A 20,843-nucleotide genomic window follows, 5' to 3' on the forward strand; every position below is an offset into this window, starting at 1 on the left:
GTCGCTGTTCAACTATTGTTTTTGACGTAATCCAGTACACGCTGCAAGGTGGCGGCGATATTTTTTTTGTCGACCCAGAAGTACACTTCCTTGCCTATCTTTTCGCTTTGCAATGCCCCGGCCTGGCGCAGTATCTTGAGGTGGTGCGACACAGCCGTGCGACTAAGCGTAGATGCAGTCACAATTTGCGTAACGTTTAGCCGCTCCCCGGGCTGGAATGTGAGCAGGATGCGTTGACGTTGTTCATCGCCCAAGGCGACGAACATCCCGGAAACATCTTTCCACTCGTCTGGTAATGCCTGAATGAGATCGGTATACATGACTACATGTTTACTCATGTAGTTATATGTGTCAACAATTATTTCTACACAAGATAATCACTACCCATGCACAGTCATACTTCGGATACTCAAACCAAAACGGCCATCCCACAGGATGGCCGTTTTTAATTTAATACCGTGCTTGTTTACAGCGATTCAGCGTGCTCGGCCAGATACTTGGCCACGCCTTCCGGCGAGGCACCCATGCCGGCGTTGCCTTTTTGCCAGCCTGCCGGGCACACTTCGCCGTGCTCTTCGGTGAATTGCAGCGCGTCTATCATGCGCAGCATTTCGTCGACGTCACGCCCCAGCGGCAAGTCGTTTACCACCTGGTGGCGCACGATGCCGGAGCGGTCGATCAGGAACGAGCCGCGCAGCGCCACGCCGCCGTTCAGTTCCACATCGTAGGCGCGACAAATGTCGTGTTTGATGTCGGCCAGCAATGGATATTTAACTTGGCCGATGCCGCCTTTATTGACCGGGGTGTTTTTCCACGCCAGGTGGGTATATTCGGAATCGATCGAGGCGCCGATGACTTGCACGCCGCGCTGGTTGAATTCTTCCAGGCGATTATCGAAAGCGATCAGTTCGGACGGGCACACAAAGGTGAAGTCGAGCGGATAGAAAAACAGCACGACATATTTGCCCTGGGTGAATTCGGAAAAGGTGATGTCCTTGATTTCATTGTCGCCCAATACGGCGGTTGCGGTGAAATCGGGTGCGGCTTTGCCGACGAGAACTGCCATGAAAAACTCCTGTTGTGATAAAAATTCTGCCTCTGCTTGAGGCTTTTTCAATCTAGCCAGCGCAGGGCCATCTGTCAATTTTACTTAAGAATTAACTCCAGCAAACCGGTTAAACTGTACCCATCATAAAAAACAAACTGCCTAGCTATGGATGATGCCCGAACTTCACGTCCCACTGCTTGTGAAATAGCCGCATGGTTGGCGACAGCGGTCGTGCTGCTGTTTGTATTGGTGTTTCACTTGCTGCCTGCGCTGCTCGCCGGGTTGCTGGTGTTCGAATTGGTGCACCTGATCTCGCCCTGGATTGCGCGCCACTTGCCCGGCCAGCGTGCCAAGATTATTGCGGTGGCTCTTCTGTCATTTGCCGTGATCAGCGTGTTGACGCTGGCGTGCGTGGGACTCATCGCCTTTTTCCGTTCAGATGCCGGCAGTCTGCCCATGCTGTTTTCAAAAATGGCGCAAATTATTGAGGATTCACGCAAGATCCTGCCCGACTGGGTGCTTGAACGGTTGCCGGCGGATGCCGAAACATTCAAGCTCGTCGCCTCGGAGTGGTTGCGTACCCATGCCGCCACATTGCAGTTGGCAGGAAAAGAGGCCGGTCGTTTGATCGCGCACATTCTGATAGGGATGATCATAGGAGGCCTGGTGGCGCTGCGCGAAGTGGTGGCCGTGGAAGATTACAAACCGTTGGCGCGCGCGCTCACGGAACGTATCAGCCGGCTCGGCCTGGCATTCCGCCGCATCGTGTTCGCCCAGGTGCGCATTGCCGCAATCAATGCAACGTTCACGGCCATCTATCTGGTGCTGATTCTGCCGTTGGCAGGGATCCACCTGCCGCTGACCAAAACCATGATCGCAGTCACTTTCATCGCCGGCCTGCTGCCAGTCATCGGCAATCTGATTTCCAACACCATCATCGTGGTGGTGAGCCTGAGCCAGTCGCTGGCTGTGGCAATCGGCTCTCTGGTTTTCCTGATCCTCATCCACAAGCTGGAATATTTCCTCAACGCGCGCATTGTCGGCAGCCAGATCAGCGCCCGCGCCTGGGAACTGCTGGCGGCCATGTTATTGATGGAAGCAGCATTCGGTCTGCCGGGTCTGGTAGCGGGACCGATTTATTATGCTTATCTTAAAAACGAATTGTCGGCGCGTGGCCTGGTGTAATCGGTTCCGACAAAATTACCCCGGGTCCCGGATACTGAATAAACGCTTAAGCAGCCCGTAAGTCGGGTTTGATATAATCCGGTTCGCCCACCAACCAACTACACATCCCTACTTGAACTCTGCCCATCCCCCTTTGTCACGCGCCTGGCTTTTGCTGCTGCTGATTGTTGCAGCGTTTACCTGGTTCGCTCCCCTCGATTACAACGCGCTGATTCGACCCGACGAGGGCCGCTATGCGGAAATTCCGCGCGAGATGGTGGCCACCGGAGACTGGAACACGCCGCGCCTGAACGGAATCAAGTATTTCGAAAAACCGGCGCTGCAATACTGGGCCACGGCCACCGCTTTCACCCTGTTCGGGGAGCATAACTGGACCGCCCGGCTGTGGTCGGCACTGACCGGTTTCCTCGGCATTGTGCTGGTGTATTACACCGGCATGCGCCTGTTCGGGCGCGAGGCGGGGCTGATGGGTGCGCTGGTACTGGGTAGCAGCTTTCTCTATGTGATGCTGGGCCATATCAACATCCTCGACATGGGCGTCACTTTCTTCATGGAACTGACGCTGGCCACCATGCTGCTGGCGCAACGCGACGGGGCGAGCACTCGGGAAAATCGCAACTGGATGTACGTTTGCTGGGCCGCAATGGGCTTGTCCATGCTCAGCAAAGGCCTGATGGGCATCGCGTTGCCGGGCACGGTGCTGTTGTTGTACAGCCTGATCCAGCGCGACTGGGCGTTATGGAAACGCCTGCATCTGGGTGTGGGGCTGCTGATTTTTGTGGCCGTCGCAGCGCCCTGGCTCATTACCGTATCCATCGACAACCCGGAGTTTCCGTGGTTCTTTTTCGTGCACGAGCAGATCCTGCGCTTTCTGACCACGATTCACGGCCGCGTCCACCCCTGGTACACCTTTATTCCGGTGGTGATGCTGGGCATCCTGCCCTGGCTGTTCCCGATGTTCGACAGCCTCTGGCGTGCCTGGCGCAGCGAGGCGCCCGCACGCGGCCAGTTTGCGCCGCGCCGCATGCTGCTGATCTGGGTGGTGTTCATCTTCCTGTTTTTTTCCAAATCCGATTCCAAGCTGGTTCCGTACATCCTGCCGATCTTTCCGGCGCTGGCGCTGCTGATGGGCGATCGGCTCAGCCGCATATCCGGCAAGACGCTGTTCCGGCAACTCCTCATCATGTTGCCGATTGCACTGGCTGCCCTGGTATTCGCGCCCATGTCTGTGCGTGCCGGCAGCACCGAGGTGCCGGCTGCTTTGTATGCCCACTTCGTCCCCTGGATTCAGGCGGCAGCGGCCAGCTGGCTGATCGGCACACTGCTGGCATTATGGTTCTCACATCGCGAGCGGGTACGTCCGGCGGTGATTTCGCTGGCGCTGGCCGGCATGCTCACGGCGCAACTGACATTCATGGGTTATAACGAACTCTCACCGGCCAGTTCGGCCTACAATATCGCCCAGCAAATCAAACCCTACCTCAAACCGGGCGTACCGTTTTATAGTGTGGGGATGTACGAGCAAACGCTGCCGCCATACATTGATCGCACCGTCACATTGGTGGCGCACACCGATGAAATGGCATTCGGGCTGGAACAGGAACCCAACAAATGGATACCGACCGTGGAAGCATGGAAAAAAATCTGGCTGCAACAACCTTATGCGCTGGCGGTGATGTCGCCGTCAACTTATGACCAGTTCGTGCAGCAAAAACTGCCGATGCGTTTGATAGCCCGCGACACACGTCGTGCGGTGGTGACCACACCATGAGCGCGGTCAGTTGGATGTTGATTCTGACCGGCGTGCTGCTCAACGCCTGTGCGCAATTGCTGCTGAAAGCCGGCACCAACAGCGTTGGCGCATTTTCTTTCAGCGCCAATAATCTGCTGCCGGTCGGGATCAAGCTCGCCACCGAGCCGCATATCCTGGGCGGCCTGACCTGTTATGTGATCAGCGTGGTGGTGTGGATCATGGCGCTGTCGCGCGTCGAAGTCAGCCTGGCCTACCCGATGCTGTCGATCGGTTATGTGGTCAACGCGCTGGCGGCGTGGTGGCTGTTTGGCGAGGCACTGACTGTGGAACGTCTGGTCGGCATCGGCGTGATTATTTTTGGCGTATTTTTGCTGGCTAGAACCTGAACATGGATTTCTTACCCTTTACCCGCCCGTCACTGGACGAGCAAACCATCGCCGAGGTCGGCGACGTACTGCGCTCCGGCTGGCTTACCAGCGGACCCAAGGTGCAGGCGTTCGAGGCACAACTCTCCGCGCTGATGAACGGGCGCGTGGTGCGCAGCCTCAATTCCGGTACCGCCGCGCTGGAGATTGCCCTGCGTCTGATCGACATCCAGCCCGGCGACGAGGTCATCACCACGCCGCTGTCGTGGGTGGCGACCGCCAATGTGGTGGTGCTGGCGGGCGCGAAACCGGTATTTGTCGACATCGACCCGGTCACCCGCAATATCGACCTGGACCGGATCGAAGCTGCGATCACGCCGCGCACCCGCGCCGTCATCGCGGTGGATCTGGCCGGGCTGCCGGTGGATCGCGACCGTCTCTACACCATTGCCAAACAGTACAACTTGCGCATCATTGAAGACGCCGCGCAGTCGTTCGGGGCGACCTGGAAGGGGCGTGCGATCGGCAGTTTCGGCGATCTGGTGGCCTTCAGCTTTCATGCCAACAAGAACATCACCACCGGCGAAGGCGGCTGCCTGGTACTCCCCGACGCCAGCCTTACCGGCTTGTGTGAAAAACTGCGCCTGCAAGGTGTGGTGCGCCAGCCCGACGGCAGCATGGAGGTGGACGTGGCCGGCGGAAAATTCAACCTCACTGATATCGCCGCCGCCATCGGCCTCGGTCAGCTGCGCCACCTGGATGCATTCACTGCGCGCCGGCGCGAGCTGGCACGGCATTATTTCGATCATTTTGACCGCAACTTCGGCTGCGAGCTGCCGCCGGCAAACTTCACCGATTCCAACTGGCACATGTTCCAGATCGTGCTGCCGCTGGAGCGCATGAGCATCGCGCGCGGCGAATTCATCGCGCGCATGAAGGCCCGTGATATTGGTATCGGCGTGCACTACCCGCCCATTCACTTGTTCCAGCTCTACCGCGAGCTTGGTTTTAGCGCTGGTCAGTTCCCGCATGCCGAGCGCGTGGGCGCCGGCATTGCCACGCTGCCATTGTTCCCCGCCATGACCGAGGCCGACGTCGAACGCGTATGCGCTGCCTGTGCCGAAGTGTTGAACGAGGTGATGCAATGAGCGCGCTGCAGTTATCCGTGGTCATCCCGGTATACAACGAAGAGGCCGGCCTCGACGTGCTGTTCGCGCGCCTGTACCCGGCGCTGGACGCGCTGAATCTGAGTTACGAAATCATCTTCATCAACGACGGCAGTCGCGACCGTTCCGCTGCCATGCTGCGCGAGCAGTTCGAGCGCCGCCCGGACGTGACGCGCGTCGTGCTGCTGGCCGGCAATTTCGGCCAGCACATGGCGATCATGGCCGGGTTCTCGCGTTGCCGCGGCGAGCGTGTGGTGACTTTGGACGCCGACCTGCAAAATCCGCCGGAGGAAATCGGCAAGCTGCTGGCGCGCATGGACGAAGGCTACGACTACGTTGGCGGCGTGCGTCAGCAACGCCAGGATTCATCCTGGCGGCGCCATGCCTCGTGGGCGATGAACCGCCTGCGCGAGCGCATCACCCACGTGGTGATGTCGGATCAGGGCTGCATGCTGCGCGCCTACAGTCGCGAGGTGATTGCCGCCATCAACAATAGTCACGAGGTCAACACCTTCATTCCGGCGCTGGCCTATACCTACGCGCGCAATCCCGGCGAGGTGCAGGTCGCGCATGAGGAACGCGCGGCAGGCGAATCGAAATACTCGCTGTACAACCTGATCCGCCTCAATTTCGATCTGGTGACCGGCTTTTCGCTGGTGCCGCTGCAAATATTCTCGATGGTCGGGCTGGTGTTGTCGCTGCTGTCCGGACTGCTGGTGGTGTATCTGGGCCTGCGCCGCATCTTTCTGGGGCCGGAAGTGGACGGCGTGTTCACCCTGTTTGCGATTGTATTTTTCCTGCTCGGCGTGGTGCTGTTCGGCATCGGCCTGCTGGGGGAATACACCGGGCGCATTTACCAGCAGGTGCGCCAGCGTCCGCGCTATCTGATCGAAGCCGTGCTGGAGCAGACCGGGGCAGACCAACCGTGACCCGCGCCGTGGTGTTTGCCTACCATGATGTCGGCGTGCGCTGCCTGTCGGTGCTGCTCGACGCGGGTGTGGACGTGGCGCTGGTGGTGACTCACACCGACGCGCCGGGCGACACCATCTGGTTCGACAGCGTGGCGCAACTCGCCGCGCGTTACGACATCCCCACCGTCACCCCCGACGACCCCAATACGCCGGAATTCGTGGAAAAAATCCGCGCACTGACACCGGATTTCCTGTTCTCGTTCTACTACAAGCTGATGCTCAAGGCACCTTTGCTGGCGCTGCCAAAACGTGGCGCGCTGAACATGCACGGCTCGCTGCTGCCGCAATACCGGGGCCGCGTGCCGGTAAACTGGGCAATCATTCATGGCGAACGCGAAACCGGCGCGACCCTGCATTACATGACCGAAAAGCCCGACGCCGGTGCTATCGTGGATCAGCAGGCGGTGCCCATCCTGCGCGACGACACCGCCGCCGAAGTGATGCGCAAGCTTACTTGCGCAGCGGAAGCAACCCTGCACCGCGCCTTGCCTGACCTGATTTCCGGTACAGCTACCGCCACGGCTCAGGATTTGACCCAGGGTGGGTATTTTGGCGGACGCCGTCCCGAACACGGGCGTATAGACTGGTCACAGCCGGCACAAAGCATCCACAATCTGATCCGGGCCGTTGCACCCCCCTATCCTGGCGCCCATACCACGCTGGCTGGGAAACCGGCGCGCTTGTTACGCAGCCGGGTAGTTGGTACGCAAGCTGCGGTCACCTCCCCCGCTTTGCTTTGTGACGGTAAAACCTTCCATGCTGTATGCGGCGATGGCGGCATGCTGCGCATTCTTGAACTGGAACTGGACGGACAAATCATTGCGCCAGCCGATTTTGTCCAGCAATATGGTCGCCATTCAATCCCCCTGATATAAATTTTCAACTTTTAAACGGGCCTATTCATGAAAAAAATCCTTATCCTCGGCGTCAACGGTTTCATCGGTCATCACCTGTCCAAGCGCATCCTGGAGACCACCGACTGGGAAGTCTACGGCATGGACATGAACCGCGACCGCGTCGCCGAGTTTGCCGGCAACGAGCGCTTCCATTTCTTCGAGGGCGACATCACCATCAACAAGGAATGGATCGAATACCACGTCAGGAAATGCGACGTGGTGCTGCCGCTGGTCGCCATCGCCACCCCGGCCACCTACGTGACCGACCCGCTGAAAGTGTTCGAGCTGGATTTCGAAGCCAACCTGCCCATCGTGCGCCAGTGCGTCAAATACGGCACGCGCGTGTTGTTCCCGTCCACCTCCGAAGTCTACGGCATGTGCCATGACACCGAATTCGACCCGGAAAATTCCGAGCTGATACTCGGCCCGATCAACAAGCCGCGCTGGATTTACTCCTGCTCCAAGCAGCTCATGGACCGCATCATCTGGGCCTACGGCATGCAGGGTGCGCTCGAATTCACCCTGTTCCGTCCGTTCAACTGGATCGGCGCCGGGCTGGACAGCATCCACACTCCCAAGGAAGGCAGCTCGCGCGTCATCACCCAGTTCCTCGGCCACATCGTGCGCGGCGAAGACATCAAGCTGGTCGACGGTGGCAACCAGAAACGTGCGTTCACCTACGTCGCCGACGGCATTTCCGCGCTGATGAAAATCATCGACAATAAAGACGGCGTCGCCAACGGCCAGATCTACAACATCGGCAACCCGGTCAATAATTTCTCGGTCAAGGAACTGGCGACCATGATGCTGGAACTGGCCAAATCCTATCCCGAATACCGCGACAACGCCGCCAAGGTGAAGATGGTGGAAACCACCTCCGCCGCCTACTACGGCAAAGGCTATCAGGACGTGCAGAACCGCGTGCCGAAAATCGAAAACACCATGAAAGACCTGGACTGGAAGCCTGAATACAGCATGGAACAAGCGTTGAAACACGTATTCGATGCGTACAAGGATCAGGTGGCTGCGGCGCGGGATCTGGTAAATTAAAGCAGAGGTTTCGTGGGCGGGTTTGCCCGGTTTGCGTAAGGCCTAAGTAGGGTGCCAATAAGCGAAGCGCATTGCACCGGATGCGGCGTCCATTCGGCGCAATAACGATTGCGCCCTACGCGGGCTAAAGCGGGGTTCGTCTGCAGGTTGGGTCATGCCTGGAAATTTACCGGGCCGATAAATCGTGCGGCGCATTTCCCCCTCTGCAGCAGCCCCTGGTGTCGGGTCAAAAACCGATCAGGCGGGGCGGCTGTTTGAGCCGCAGGCGAGTTACCGTCCCGACCGGTTTTTGGCCTGATACCAGGGGGAAGCCGAAGGCCTGCAAGGTGGGGCGTGCTTTCTTTGGTTCATTTCTTTGCACGAGCAAAGAAAGAACTTGCCGCCGGGCAACCCCGGCCAATCACGCGCTGAATTGGTATCACATTTGCGAAATACATCATTACAATGATGTGACCATTATGACGGCGCTTATGACGGCGTGTGTGTAAAACAAACGACTTGATTGCGTCCCGCAGAGGTGTGTTTTAGACTCGCAAAATCAGTTCTGGTTGATGAAATTCAGAGTGGAGAAAATGCCAATGGAAAGAATTACCGTCAACCCCGATCAATGCGGAGGTCGCCCCTGCATTCGTGGCATGCGCATACGCGTCAGCGACATACTTGAATTGCTTGCTGCAGGTGAAAGCCGCGAACAGATACTGGTGGATTATCCCTACCTCGAAGCGGATGACATTACCGCGGTGCTGCTGTACGCCGCGCGCCAATTCGACCACCCCGTCCTGATAGCTGCCTGACGTGCTGCGCTTCCTGGTCGATGCGCAGCTGCCGCCCGCCCTGGCCAGAAAGTTGACCGCGCTGGGGCATAAGGCAATACATGTACTCGATGTTGATCTGCTCGAAGCGAGTGACAGTAAAATATGGGATTACGCCCTTGCAGACGGCGCAGTGATCATCACCAAAGATGAAGACTTTGCCATCCGGGCATCCGTCAGCAAAAATGCACCTGCCATCGCCTGGGTCAGGATAGGCAATTGCCCCAATGAAAAATTGCTTGCTTGGTTCGAGCGTGAGCTGCCTGCTGTCATCGCGGCATTTGAAGCTGGAAACCGATTAGTCGAGATTAGCGGCTGATGTGTTTATTGAAGACATTGAAATTGAAGCAACCTGAGTTGTTAAAGAATTAACATGCATTTTTATCTTTCGGAATTAAATTCGATAGGCAAAAGGCAAGACCCGGTTCTTGGCTCGTACTTGGCTCACGTTGGAAAGTGAACTCTGAGGCGCACTTCCCCTCTGCAACAGCCCCTGGCGTCAGGCCAAAAACCGATCAGGCGGGATGGCTGTTTGAGCCGCAAGCGAGTTCCCGCCCCGGCCGGTTTTTGGTCTGATGCCAGGGGGAAGCCGAAGGCCTGCAAGGTGGGGCGTGTTTTCTTTGGTTCATTTCTTTGCACGAGCAAAGAAAGAACTTGCCGCCGGGCAACCTCGGCTTGGTGTGACTGGCGAAATGCTACATGGCTAGACCCGACCCCGCGTTTTTACGAAGGTGCCTTCGCTGGCGCCCCTTCGGGGTGTCGCTCAACTCGAACACATTAGGGGCACTTAATGCGCGCATTGCAGCAAACGTTGTTATTACTGTGGCTTGTTTCTATACCTATACATACCTTTGCTTCTGATCCATGCGAAAAAGACGAAGTGACGCCTGATGCAACTGCAGCATGTTCTGTACAGAGACTAAACGAAGATAAACAGGCCGTAATGATTGAATACAAAAAGCTTTTGTCATTGCTTCCGCAAAAACCTGATGAAACATCGGAGATTGCTCCAAGTGCTACCAAGTCTTGGTTAAGAAACGCGCAAACTGCATGGACAAAATCTGTTGATATTAATTGTGAATTTGGCCCAGCCATTTCAGGAGGTGAATTCCATTATGTTATGGCGAGGGCGAACTCTTGCCGACAAAAAGAATATAAACGTAGGACCACACAATTACGCAACTGGCGGTCGTGTATTCAAGGAGATGCATCACAATGCCCCTAACCAATCTCTACGCGCCGAGTGATGGGGGTCGGGTCTTGCCGTCATCACATTTCTGGGTGACTAAAACAGGTTCGTACATTCTGTAAGCCGCGTCAGGCCGGGGGTTGCCCGGCGGCAAGTCACTTTCTCTTGCTTGCCCAAGAGAAAGTAACCAAAGAGAATGGCACTAACGCCGCGCGATATATTTTTCGCTCAGAAGTGAGATATTTGATGATTTAATATTTTGCATCAGTAACAAATAAATTGCATGTATTGCAATTGATCTTACCTTGAAAAGCTGACGTTGTGTTTCGTCCAGCTCACATATCCTGCTCTAACCGCCTCCAGTTCAATCCTCAAACTGGTATTAACAATACCGCCATTATCAGTCTGCTCGTCTGTGGTCAGATAGGTGTAGGTCGTGCCTGCCAATGCAGTGACTGTACGTTTCAGGGTACCGCCATCACCGTAGATACGCAGCGTGTAGGTCGTGCCAGCTTCAGGGCCAATGCTGACTTCGGACTGCTCGACCAGGTAGGCGGTTTGTTGCAGGCGGTCGCGGTGCGCCCAGTCTACGGTGAGCTGGCCTACGATGGTGGCGGGATAGGCCACGCCATTAATCAGCAGTTTACCTGGCGGATAGGGGCGGATGTAGCGCGCATTGAGAGTGATGCTGTCTGCTGGTGCGGCGGCTTCGGCCAGGGTGCCAAGGCTGGTAGTGGGCAGCAGCTTGATATTGACGATCTCGCCGCTGCTCCACTCTGTTTTGTCGATGGCATTGCGGGAATCGGCGAAATAGATGATCTCGCCGGCGCTGTGTGCGATCGGGACGGTATCGAGCACGCCGCGCGCGAACGTGACGGTGCTGGTGCCGACGGCTTTGACCTTGAGCATCTCCCCGCCCAGTATCGCCCACTTGTCGATTTGGACATCACCCAGCGCGGTTGGGTTGATGATGTTGATAATCGTATCGGTGACACCGATGCTGTTGGCCAGCACGGCGGTCGGGCAGAAACTGCCGTTGGCCTTTTTGCCGTAAGCGACTGCGCCGGTTCTATCCCACAGCTCATAGTTATAGGCATCACCGCTGGGCCGAGTACCGCTGGCGCCGACCAGTCCGGACAGCGGGTCGAGATCGGCGAACAGGCTGGGGAACTGGCCGATCACTTCGCGCACCAGGGTCCAGTACGGTACCTCGAACAGGATGCGTTGCGGGCAGGCTGCCGGGGCGCTGGAAGGTGAGGTCCAGCTGCTCGGCTGCGGTGCGGCGAACACCGCATGCGCGGCACTAAATATATCCTGCACGCACTCGATGCGGATTTGGCCGTCGGTGAGGTCGCCATAGTCGATCGAGGCGATACGCATCACTATATCGGTAACGCCATACGGCGCCCACTGCAAGCGGAATACGTCGCCCAGGTTAAGCCCCCATACGGTGCGGTTGCAGATCAGCGAAGCGCGGATCAGCGGCGTGGACAGTGTGGACAGCTCGCGCGCGGCGACAGCGGCTGCCAGCGTGCCGTCCGGAATGCCCTTGAAATCGCGCGTGACGCTGACTACCTGGCCGCCCTGCATCTGGATCACGGCGATGTCCTGCACGCTGACGCTGGCATCCTTGCCGGCATCGCGGTCGTGGTATTTGAGCACTACCTCGCCGGTCAGCTCGCCGGGTAGCGCCTGGCTGAAACGGTCGACGCGGATCACGTTGTTGCCGGACAGGATCGGCAGGCTGGATACCAGGTAATCGTTACGCGCTAATTTCAGGGTGAACAGGCCGGTGGTGGTTTTGACGTACAGGCTGGCGTCGATGTGCTGGAGGATGTCGCCGATGAAATCCTCGATGCTTTGCTGGCCTTCCCACAGGATGGACAGCCCGAAGTTTTCAGCGAACAGGGTATCGGCCACGCTGGTAAAGCTGGCCAGATCGAGGTCGGCGGCGTTATAGCCCATGCCGTACTGGCTATTGGTGAGTACGTCGTAGATGATGTGCGCCGGGTTGGCATTGCCGCTGATCTCGGCCTTGGCCGGGTACCACTGGCGCGGCACGCGCTTGGCGAAGATTGCCCAAGGTTTGATGTAGGGGTTCATCGCGGCCAGATACACCTGGCGCAGCACCAGGCTCAGCACGCCTCGGAATGCCGGTACCGGCGTGCCGGTGAGTTTGCTGGCCAGGTAATCGTTGACCGGTTGTCCCACCGCGCCGAATGCGATATCCACCGCGCCGGATACGCCACCCTCTTTTTTGGTGCCGCCGAACGCATCCTCCGCAGCGATGGTGATCTGCTGGTTGGCGGTGACGCTGCCGGTCCACACGGTTTTCTCGCCGACACGGATCTTGCTGACCTCGTCGACCGGGCCGTGGCAATACACCTGGTGCATGCCCAGGTAATATTTATAGCCGACGACTTGTGAGGAACTACTGCTGCCCATGTTTTATCCTCGCGTGTTGTGCTGCCTTGATCGCCATCGCGTCGCCGCTGGCATCGAGCAGATCGGCATCGATGCCGTCGCGCAGGAAACCAGGCCAATCGATGCCCATGCGCGCGCACCAGGCGCGTGCGCCACGCGTGCAGTAGTCCAGTTCGCGCAGGTCGGTGATGGTGACCATAATCATTTTTTACCGCCTTCGGCGTGTACTGGCGTGGTCAAAATATCGCCCCACCAGGCTACGGTCGGCGAGGCGATCCAGCGGCTTCCGTAGAGCACGGTGATCGGCCTGCCCTCCTCGATATTGGGCACCTCGACCTTGCCGGGCTTGGCATTCTGCGGCTTGGGTTGCAGCAGGTAGCTGACCACCAGGGAGACCACGAACAGGATGATTTGCACCCACATATATAGTGTCTCCTTTAAAAGCTGGAATCGCCCGCGAACGGGTTTTTCTGCGGCATCCAGGGCAGCCCGCCGTAATTGGCGATGTTGGCGAATTTAGCGTCGCAGGTGACCGGGGTATGGTCGCAGCCCGGATAGGCGACGATGGATTGACCGGCAGCCAGCCCCGGCAGCGCCGAGGCCAACGTGACTTGCGCAGCGGTATGCGCCACCACCATCCGGTACGTGTCCACGCCAAACTTGACCTTGCCACCCACCCACCAGCCGTTTGGCTGGGTGGCGAATACCGCCGCATCGATCACGGCGCCGTTCACCGACGACAGCGTGCCGCTGGCGGAATTGGCGCTGTCCGATACGCCGCAGCCACCGTCATATAGCGCATGGCGGCATTGGCGCTGCGCCACGGCGCGCAGGCCGATGCGTTTCAGGCTGGTGAAGATCGGCTCGCAGCTCATCGTTGCTTCGGCGCCCTGCAGCGCGATGCCCATCACCCGGCCGCGCCACAGCGTGACGAATTCGGTATCGGTGCGGTGCTTGCGCAAAATATCCAGGCGCAGCACGTTCTGCACCGGCGCGGCGATCAGCGTGACGACCAGCGGATTATCGCGCGGCATTTTCAGGTCCAGCTTGGATTTGGCGATCTCCGGGCTTTGCCCCACCTTGCCGCGCTCGATCTCGCGCGGCTCGAAACTTTGCGACAGGTATATCTGCGTGGCATCGGCGCTGGTGTAGCGCCAGGCCTGTGTACCGGCAGTGAACTGGTACAGCTCGACCGGCTGGCCGTCATGGATGGAGGTCTCGAATGTGTTGTAGCTCATGCCGGCAGCCCCCGTATCATCAGGCTGGCTTCGGCGATGGCGGCCGAGCGCCAGTCGATCTGCACCGAATCGCTATCCAGCCGGCACAGGCTCATGAAATGCACACCGGTGATTTGGGCGGCAGTGTAGGTGATGCCCAGCGCGGTGTCGATGCCCAGGGTTTCCTCGCTGGCATCGATCTCAGTGGCGCCGGTGATGCGCCGGTAATAAACATCGCCATCAACGGTATGGATGGCGATGTCGCGGCGGTGCGCCGCGGCGTTGATCAGCTGCGTATAGCCGATGTTGCGTACCACGATCTGCGTGTCGCTGAGCGATACGGTACGCGTCACGGCCAGATCATTGCCCTGCGACTCGCTCCAGAATGGTATTGCCGCACCGCGCCGCGCATACAGCCAGCTGCGGAATGCGGCGATGTCGGCGCGGCTGCGCAACAGCCAGCCGAACGACTTGAGCAGGGCGGCCAGGCCGGATTCATCGTCCTGCCACGGCTTGCCGGTGGCGTAATCCAGCGTGGCCAGCTTGCGCAGCATTTCCTGGTCGAGATTATCGACCCAGTTGGGGCGGTCGGTCAGCACCGGATAGCCCTGGTAGAGCGTGGCGCTGTCGATGGCGCTGAACCCGGGATTATCGTCGATGGCGAAATCGAAGCGCGCAACATTGTTTTGCGCTGTGTAACGGGTGAGCTTTTGCGACTTGGGCAAACGCGCCAGGCGGACAGGATAGAAACGCGTGCCGGCTGGCCAGGCAGATAGTGTAGCCAGTTTCAGGGTTACTGATGAAGCGCCGACGCTCAGCACCTCGACTGCCTCATGCTGGTCGTGCGCGCGCCACAGGATGGCGAGCTGGTCGGGTGCGAACTCATAGCCCGCCGTATTGCAGGGGATAATCAATGCACCGGCAGGCAGATCGGATGCCAGCACCTGCACCTCAGTCCATACCGGCAGCGCGAACAGGCGCGCCTGCCATCCGATCAGCACCGTGTCGAGGCGGTTGGACTGGTGCTGGTCCTGCGTGATCACCGAGTAGCTCAGCCCGCGCCGCGGGAATTCGCGCAGCGCCACGCGCTGCTCGGCGCCGCCGTAGCTGGCCATGATGTCGGTGAACCAGTCGTGGGTTTCGGTGATCGGCTCGGCCCAGTTCGGCGCATGGCCGAATACCACTACACGGCGGCCGATGACCGATAGCACTGGCGATTCGGTGGGGAAGGAAAACGTGTACAGCCCGTCGATGGTGGCCGGGCCGGCGGTATCCACGTTCAGGGTATAGATTTTCGATTCCAGCGGCGCAAAAGTCAGCGGCGCGGCGATGCCGGAGTTGGTGATGCCGGCGGTACCGGACTCGGCGATCGACGCCAGCAGCTGGCTGACGAAATGCGCGTTCCATACCTCGGCAGTGCGCGTCTGTATGCTGAGCAGGTTGCCCAGATCGAGGGTGCGCGGCAGGATATGCACGCGGTGGTACCAGTCGTCGCCAAAGGTGTTGAATTTGCTGCCGGCATAAGCGCGCGGAATCTCGCTGATCGGCAGGTTATTGGTCTGGCTTCCGGAAATAGCGGGCGTGCCATATGTGGCCTGAATCGCCGTGGCCCAGTCCAGCGCGGTAAACGCGCTGATATTCGCGCTGCGCTGCCACAGCGTGACATTGTCATAACTGGCGGATGGGAATAGCTGACCGGCGAAGCTGGGCATGATCAGGGCTGGTAGCGCACGGCGTAGCCGTAGTTGAATGAATATTGCGTCGGGTCTTTCTGGTAGCCTGGGAATACCATCCACTGCTCGCTGCCCAGGGTGATGATGTCGCCGATCGAATAGTTTGCAATATTCAGGAATCTCAGATGCGGGGCATAGCCCAGCGGTGACCAGAATCCGCTGGGACGCTGGCCGAACACATAGCCTGGCGACATCGGGGAAATTCCGTTGAAAGCATTGGCAACAGGGTTACTTGCCGGACCATTGAAAAACAGGCGCAGCATTGGTCCAGTCAACCAAGGCGCTCGAGTTCGATCTGCATCATTCGAGATGTAACCGAATCCGGTGTATGTGTCGTAATCCGCATGGACCTGCGTTGCCGGAGCTTGCTCAAAATTAGACCACAAAAATGGTAATGGTCGCAGGTGATGACCTGCCGACGATCCTGGCGTAATGTAATTTTTATATGAGGCGGTATCATAAATAGCACCATCGCAAAAATAACTGCCGCTTATCCATTCACCGCCAGGATAGGTGCCTGTTTTAGTCAACATACCGCCGCCGAGGTGGTTGATTATCCCTGGAGATACCTCGGCCACGCAAAACAACATGTCCGGCGCCACGCTGGCAAACAGGTGATAGGTGCCCGAGGCGCTGTGGTTGAATGTGCCGCTGTAGCCGTTGCCGGCGATGCTGCCGGGCTGTGCGTTCCAGGCGGAGGTACTGAGATAGCCGGTGGAAATCGAACAGGCGACGCCGGTGACCGCGATAGGATTAAATCCATATGTGGTATTGTTTAGCAGGTCTTCCGCCACGGCCGAGCGGAAATTCAGAAAAATCGTGCCTTTGTTGATATGCAGCCGGTTTCCGGTTCCGTTGGCGGCGTATAGGTTCTCGGTCCAGCCATTGAGCGCCGAAAAACTTCGGATCGCCGAGAGCAACTGGTCTGGAGTGCTGAATGATCCGGTCTGGTAAGTCATTTTATTTGTCCTTATGCGAGCTTGAGCGCCCAGAAATCGGCCACGCCGACCCGGTAGACATTTTGTACTACAAGGTAGTTGTCCGCGCCGATAGTGATCGTGTTTTCAGCTGCATTGCCAAATCCGCTAATCCAATAACACCCATCGAATTCACCATAAACATTACTAATACCTAAATAGGTTTCTTTCAGAGAGATTGGCAATAATGCATATTCTCCGGTTAGCGCTTCGCGCAATGCCGGTAAAGATCCGTCGTAATAAGACGTTGAGCCAGTATCTGTAGTATAAATTTCTGATGTGCCTGATCTGTTCATAAAAATTGCCCAGCGCCCACTGGTATCACGCAGCCGCGACATACTGCTTGTAGATGAAGATGTGAAATTACCAGGATCGACAAAATGCCGGTGATCCGGTCCGGTCAGGCTGGATAGCCAGCCGGCCGAACCGGTAAGCGAGCCGCCGACAAACAGCGGATAGGGATATTGGCCTGGTGTTGCATAGGGGAGGATGAACCCCAGGTACATCGCCTCATAGACAGTGCCGACCTTGGCTACCAGCACCAGGCGTCGCCCGCTGGCTACCAGCCAGTACGGCATGGCGGTATTCGCCAGCGTAACGCCGGGAAAATTCTGCCCGGCTGGCAATCTGCCCGGCTGGCTGAAAAAATCATTTCCGCCGACATAGCCGATATTGGCGCCGATTTGCCAGCGATAATACGGTGCACCGCTATCTTGGCTGGAATAGACGCCGCCATAGATCGCATCCGTCCCCGCCAGCCCCGGCGCATGAGTGAGCCATTCCTGCGTCGTCGCGCCGTCGATCCAGCGGTCATCTACCCAGCGCTCGCCTGCAATCATTCCGGATGCCACCACCGCCACCACGAACTGGTCGCCGACGATGAAATCCACCGTACCATCGGTGATCGTGAAATTGAGTAGTGCGTTGACGTAGGCCACGCCTACCGTGGCAGCGGGCTGTACGCCGGATACAGAGCCGCTGACGCTGAACGTGCCGGCGTTGACGGCGGCCGCAGTGCAGGTGAGGGTCCAGGTCTCCGACGGCGCCGCGACGCCGGGTTCGAGCAGCGTCAGCAGCCCGTTGCCGGTGCCGGTCTGGGCAATGGTGCCGGGCTGGGCGCGGCCGGTGACGAAGCGGCGCACGATGCGCAGCAGATCGCGGTAACTGGTGGCGGTGCCGGTTTTATAGGCCATCAGGAAATCACCTGTTTGATCGAGCCGGGATTGCGCTCGATGATGTTGAGGATGGCGCGCTCGCCCGCGCTGGTAGCGAGGAATCCGGACACCAGCGACGGGTCGATCACGTTGACGATTTTGGTCGAATTGTTGTTATTGATGGTAGGTGACGGGCTGGCCGCGCTGGGCAGGTTGACCATGCCGCCCTCGGCGTAGGAGAAGCGCGGCCCATGCGGGATCATGCCGCCCTTGGCGAGGCGGTGCAGGTTATCCAGCGCGCCGACGCCGAGGCGCTGCACGCTGGCCTTGCTGAACACGTATTCGCCGCCGTGCACGATGCCCTTGGGCTGATAGGTACCGCCGTCGCCGGTATAGCCGCCGGTGGCATAGCTGGCCGCGGCACTTGTCCCGCCGGAGAAATAGCTGGCCGCGGCATTGAAAATGCTGCCCCAGATGCCGCTACCGCTGCCGCTGCCCGATCCGCTTGAAAAAATACTCGAAAACAGCGAGCCGATGCCGTTGAACAAATCGCCGAATCCGCCTTTCAATCCGCTGAAAAACTCGCTGAAAAAGCTGCCGGTGCTGGTTTTGAATTCGTCGAATATGCCGCCGACCTTGGTGCCGATGGCATCGAATACGCTGCTGACCGGGCCTTTGGCATCGCCGGTTTTGAGCAGGCCGGCGGCACCGCTCGCCGCGCTGACATCCTGGACATACATCGGCGTCAGCGCGGTCTCGCCGCGCTTGGCGCCGCCCAGGCCGAGCAGACCGCCCAGGCCGACGACCGAATCCTTGGGAAACGCGGACAGGATGGTATCGGTAATATTGGCCGCCAGCACGTTGCTGAGCGAGGTTTTGATGATGTTGACCAGGCCCAGCACCGCACCGCGCGCGCCGTCTCCGTTAAAACCGTTCTGCAGCACCTCGGCGATGCTGCGCTGCAGGTTTTCGGTCAGCGCGCTGTAAATATCCTCGGCCTGTTTTTTCGCATCGTCCAATGATTTTTTACGGGCATCTGCGGCAGATTTCGAATCCAGCGCGCTGTTCAGCGCAATGCCCAGCTTGGTGTATTGATCGGCGGTGAGTTTGACCTTGAGGTTTTCCAGCTCCAGCAGCGCCACGGCACGGGCGCGCTCATCGTCGGTCAGGCCCAGCGCGAACGCCTCCTGGTTGAGTGCGTCGACCATGTCCTGCGCCGATTTCACCGCCTCGGCATTGGCCAGCACGCGCGCCCGCAGCGATGCAGCCTGCTGGTCGGCCAGGTCGCGCTCGGTCAGCGCGATATCGGTATTAATTTTGGCGATCTGCGTGGCGGCGGCGATCCTGTCGGCCAGCGCCGCCTTGGGGTCGGTCTGGATGGCGACCTGCACGGCGCGCTGCTTTACCAGCAAGGCGATTTCGTTATCCGCCTGCCGCTGCTGCAGCGCAGCCAGCGCGGCGTAATACTGGTCGGCGCTGATCAGCTTATCATCGTAGGCATGCTGGTTGGCATCGATGGAGCGCTTGATCTCATCCTGCTCCAGCCGGGCTGCCTGGATCGCCGCCTCGCGCTGGTAATCCAGCTGCGCCTTGGCAGCGGCCTTGGCGGCGCGGGCGGCATCGGCAGCGGCTTTTTTGTCGGGTTTGGCGGGCGGGGTTGCTGCTGGCTGTCGCAGCGGTCCGGGTGCGCGCGGGGTGAAACTCAGCGTATCAGCGCTGAGTTTTCCCGCGCTGTCAATCAATGACTGCTCAGCAAGAGCTTTGTTGGCAGCAAGTTGTTTAGTAAATGCGCCGAAATCACGGGTTTTCAGCAAATCGAAAAACGCCGATGTATTCGCTGCGGCGCGTCCGACTGCAATGCCCATTGCACCGGCAAAAAATACCACCGGCTTGAAAAAATTATCGATCAAAAATTGGCCTACAACTACCAATCCCTTCATTACTGGCACCAAGGTCTGGCCGATCGATGCGCTGAGTTTTTTCGTGCTCGAATCCAGCCTACCCTGTTCACCCTGCAATGTTTTTGCTGCCTCGGCCGCATTGCCGGCCTGGGCAGCCGTTTCGCGCATGATGCCGCTGACTTCGGCCTGGATTTTTTCCTGCGTGGTTAGGTTGGCAACCGATTTACCGATCGAGTCGGCATATTCCTTCCAGATCACCGAGACGTTTTTAGTCACGCCGGCATTGTCCACCAGTATGGAGTTCTCGTTTTTCAGGCCTTCGGTGGCAGTCAGCACCGCCTCGGACATCGACAGGCTGGCCTGGCGGTTGAACGCGGCAGAATCCTTGAGGTGGTTCAGCGTCGATTCAGCCTGGCTGACATCGTAGCCGCGCGACAACAGGTTTTGCAGTGCCTTGGAGGCATCCGATACCGTAACCAGGCCATCGGCTGTTACCCGGCTGACGACTTTCTGCGCCTCGGCAATGCCCAGGCCGGTGCTGTTGGCGACCGCCTCGAGGCCGCGATAGGCGGCTTCGGCGCGGCTGAATTCCTGCGTGGTATTACGCACGAAAGTGATCACCGCACCCACCGCAAACGCGGCGGCGAGGCGGCTTTGCAGCGCCGTGACGGCCTCGCTGGTGCGGCTGATACCGGTACGCATCTCGGCGGTCGGATCGGGCAGCTTGATACGTGCGGTATTGAGCAGACCGGCTTGCGTGGCGGCGATATCCTTACCCGCGCTGCCCATCTTCTGGCGCAGCTCACCGGTTTGCCGGTCTACCGCCTGGCGGGTTTCCTCGATCGCCTTTTTGGCGCTACTGGCGTCGCCGGTAATCTTGATGCCGAAGATGATGTTACCGCTCATTTTTTTTACTCATCTGCTCGGTTGCCGCGAGAAACAATCTCCACGGATAATCCAGTGCCTGGGCATGGCCGCCGCCGATCACGGCGCAGATCCACT

At 58.6% G+C, this 20,843-nt stretch carries 20 protein-coding genes; 10 read left to right on the forward strand and 10 right to left on the reverse strand.

The genetic code is table 11. The features are described 5' to 3' along the window. Positions 1 to 8: 8 nt before the first annotated feature. Positions 9 to 320 carry an ArsR/SmtB family transcription factor gene (locus tag EI185_RS09895; protein ID WP_223247774.1) on the reverse strand — a complete coding sequence of 104 codons (312 nt, stop codon included), beginning with the start codon at positions 318 to 320 and terminating at the stop codon, positions 9 to 11. 146 nt (positions 321 to 466) lie between these two features. Further along, a complete protein-coding gene (locus EI185_RS09900; RefSeq protein WP_124704987.1) occupies positions 467 to 1,066 on the reverse strand; it encodes a peroxiredoxin in 600 nt (199 codons plus the stop codon). Between the two features lie 147 nt (positions 1,067 to 1,213). Between EI185_RS09900 and EI185_RS09905 the strand changes: the two genes are divergently transcribed. From EI185_RS09905 to EI185_RS09950, 10 genes are all read left to right on the forward strand, one after another. After that, entirely contained in the window at positions 1,214 to 2,233 is a 1,020-nt protein-coding gene (locus EI185_RS09905) for an AI-2E family transporter (RefSeq protein ID WP_124704988.1), read from the forward strand. Positions 2,234 to 2,366: 133 nt separating this feature from the next. Then, positions 2,367 to 4,004, forward strand: a complete 1,638-nt coding sequence (locus EI185_RS09910; RefSeq protein ID WP_124704989.1) for an ArnT family glycosyltransferase — start codon at positions 2,367 to 2,369, stop codon at positions 4,002 to 4,004. Further along, positions 4,001 to 4,372, forward strand: coding sequence for an SMR family transporter (locus EI185_RS09915; protein ID WP_124704990.1), 372 nt, complete (start codon positions 4,001 to 4,003; stop codon positions 4,370 to 4,372). The genes EI185_RS09910 and EI185_RS09915 overlap by 4 nt, the downstream gene beginning before the upstream one ends. Positions 4,373 to 4,374: 2 nt before the next feature. Then, entirely contained in the window at positions 4,375 to 5,499 is a 1,125-nt protein-coding gene (locus tag EI185_RS09920; RefSeq protein ID WP_124704991.1) for a DegT/DnrJ/EryC1/StrS family aminotransferase, read from the forward strand. Continuing rightward, on the forward strand, positions 5,496 to 6,446 hold the full coding sequence (locus tag EI185_RS09925) for a glycosyltransferase (RefSeq protein ID WP_124704992.1): 951 nt from the start codon (positions 5,496 to 5,498) through the stop codon (positions 6,444 to 6,446). Before EI185_RS09920 ends, EI185_RS09925 begins: the two co-directional genes overlap by 4 nt. Next, on the forward strand, positions 6,443 to 7,363 hold the full coding sequence (locus EI185_RS09930) for a formyltransferase (RefSeq protein ID WP_124704993.1): 921 nt from the start codon (positions 6,443 to 6,445) through the stop codon (positions 7,361 to 7,363). Before EI185_RS09925 ends, EI185_RS09930 begins: the two co-directional genes overlap by 4 nt. A gap of 27 nt (positions 7,364 to 7,390) precedes the next feature. Next, positions 7,391 to 8,434 carry a bifunctional UDP-4-keto-pentose/UDP-xylose synthase gene (locus EI185_RS09935; RefSeq protein ID WP_124704994.1) on the forward strand — a complete coding sequence of 348 codons (1,044 nt, stop codon included), beginning with the start codon at positions 7,391 to 7,393 and terminating at the stop codon, positions 8,432 to 8,434. A 578-nt stretch (positions 8,435 to 9,012) separates the two neighbouring features. Further along, the gene (locus tag EI185_RS09940; RefSeq protein ID WP_223247775.1) at positions 9,013 to 9,228 is read left to right on the forward strand and encodes a DUF433 domain-containing protein; all 216 of its coding nucleotides are present in this window, start codon (positions 9,013 to 9,015) and stop codon (positions 9,226 to 9,228) included. Position 9,229: 1 nt separating this feature from the next. Further along, positions 9,230 to 9,565, forward strand: a complete 336-nt coding sequence (locus EI185_RS09945) for a DUF5615 family PIN-like protein (RefSeq protein WP_223247776.1) — start codon at positions 9,230 to 9,232, stop codon at positions 9,563 to 9,565. Between the two features lie 471 nt (positions 9,566 to 10,036). Beyond that, entirely contained in the window at positions 10,037 to 10,471 is a 435-nt protein-coding gene (locus tag EI185_RS09950) for a lysozyme inhibitor LprI family protein (protein WP_124704996.1), read from the forward strand. Between the two features lie 264 nt (positions 10,472 to 10,735). On the opposite strand, the gene EI185_RS09955 is transcribed toward EI185_RS09950, so the two are convergent. The 8 genes from EI185_RS09955 to EI185_RS09990 are packed head-to-tail and all read right to left on the reverse strand — an operon-like array spanning position 10,736 to position 20,747. Then, positions 10,736 to 12,880 (reverse strand): phage tail protein, encoded by a 2,145-nt coding sequence (locus EI185_RS09955; RefSeq protein ID WP_124704997.1) that lies wholly within the window; start codon positions 12,878 to 12,880, stop codon positions 10,736 to 10,738. After that, complete coding sequence (locus EI185_RS09960) at positions 12,867 to 13,064, reverse strand: hypothetical protein (protein WP_124704998.1); 198 nt, start codon at positions 13,062 to 13,064, stop codon at positions 12,867 to 12,869. The genes EI185_RS09955 and EI185_RS09960 overlap by 14 nt, the downstream gene beginning before the upstream one ends. Further along, a complete protein-coding gene (locus tag EI185_RS09965; protein WP_124704999.1) occupies positions 13,061 to 13,282 on the reverse strand; it encodes a hypothetical protein in 222 nt (73 codons plus the stop codon). The genes EI185_RS09960 and EI185_RS09965 overlap by 4 nt, the downstream gene beginning before the upstream one ends. 14 nt (positions 13,283 to 13,296) lie before the next feature. Further along, positions 13,297 to 14,097, reverse strand: a complete 801-nt coding sequence (locus EI185_RS09970) for a phage BR0599 family protein (RefSeq protein WP_124705000.1) — start codon at positions 14,095 to 14,097, stop codon at positions 13,297 to 13,299. Continuing rightward, positions 14,094 to 15,788: a hypothetical protein gene (locus EI185_RS09975; RefSeq protein WP_124705001.1), complete on the reverse strand. Its 1,695-nt coding sequence runs from the start codon at positions 15,786 to 15,788 to the stop codon at positions 14,094 to 14,096. Before EI185_RS09975 ends, EI185_RS09970 begins: the two co-directional genes overlap by 4 nt. A gap of 2 nt (positions 15,789 to 15,790) precedes the next feature. Further along, a complete protein-coding gene (locus EI185_RS09980) occupies positions 15,791 to 16,768 on the reverse strand; it encodes a hypothetical protein (RefSeq protein ID WP_189836364.1) in 978 nt (325 codons plus the stop codon). Between the two features lie 11 nt (positions 16,769 to 16,779). After that, positions 16,780 to 17,979, reverse strand: a complete 1,200-nt coding sequence (locus EI185_RS09985; RefSeq protein WP_124705003.1) for a hypothetical protein — start codon at positions 17,977 to 17,979, stop codon at positions 16,780 to 16,782. Next, positions 17,979 to 20,747, reverse strand: coding sequence for a hypothetical protein (locus EI185_RS09990; protein ID WP_124705004.1), 2,769 nt, complete (start codon positions 20,745 to 20,747; stop codon positions 17,979 to 17,981). Before EI185_RS09990 ends, EI185_RS09985 begins: the two co-directional genes overlap by 1 nt. Positions 20,748 to 20,843 lie beyond the last annotated feature (96 nt).

Source organism: Sulfuriferula multivorans (assembly GCF_003851125.1).
Classification (GTDB): domain Bacteria; phylum Pseudomonadota; class Gammaproteobacteria; order Burkholderiales; family Sulfuriferulaceae; genus Sulfuriferula; species Sulfuriferula multivorans.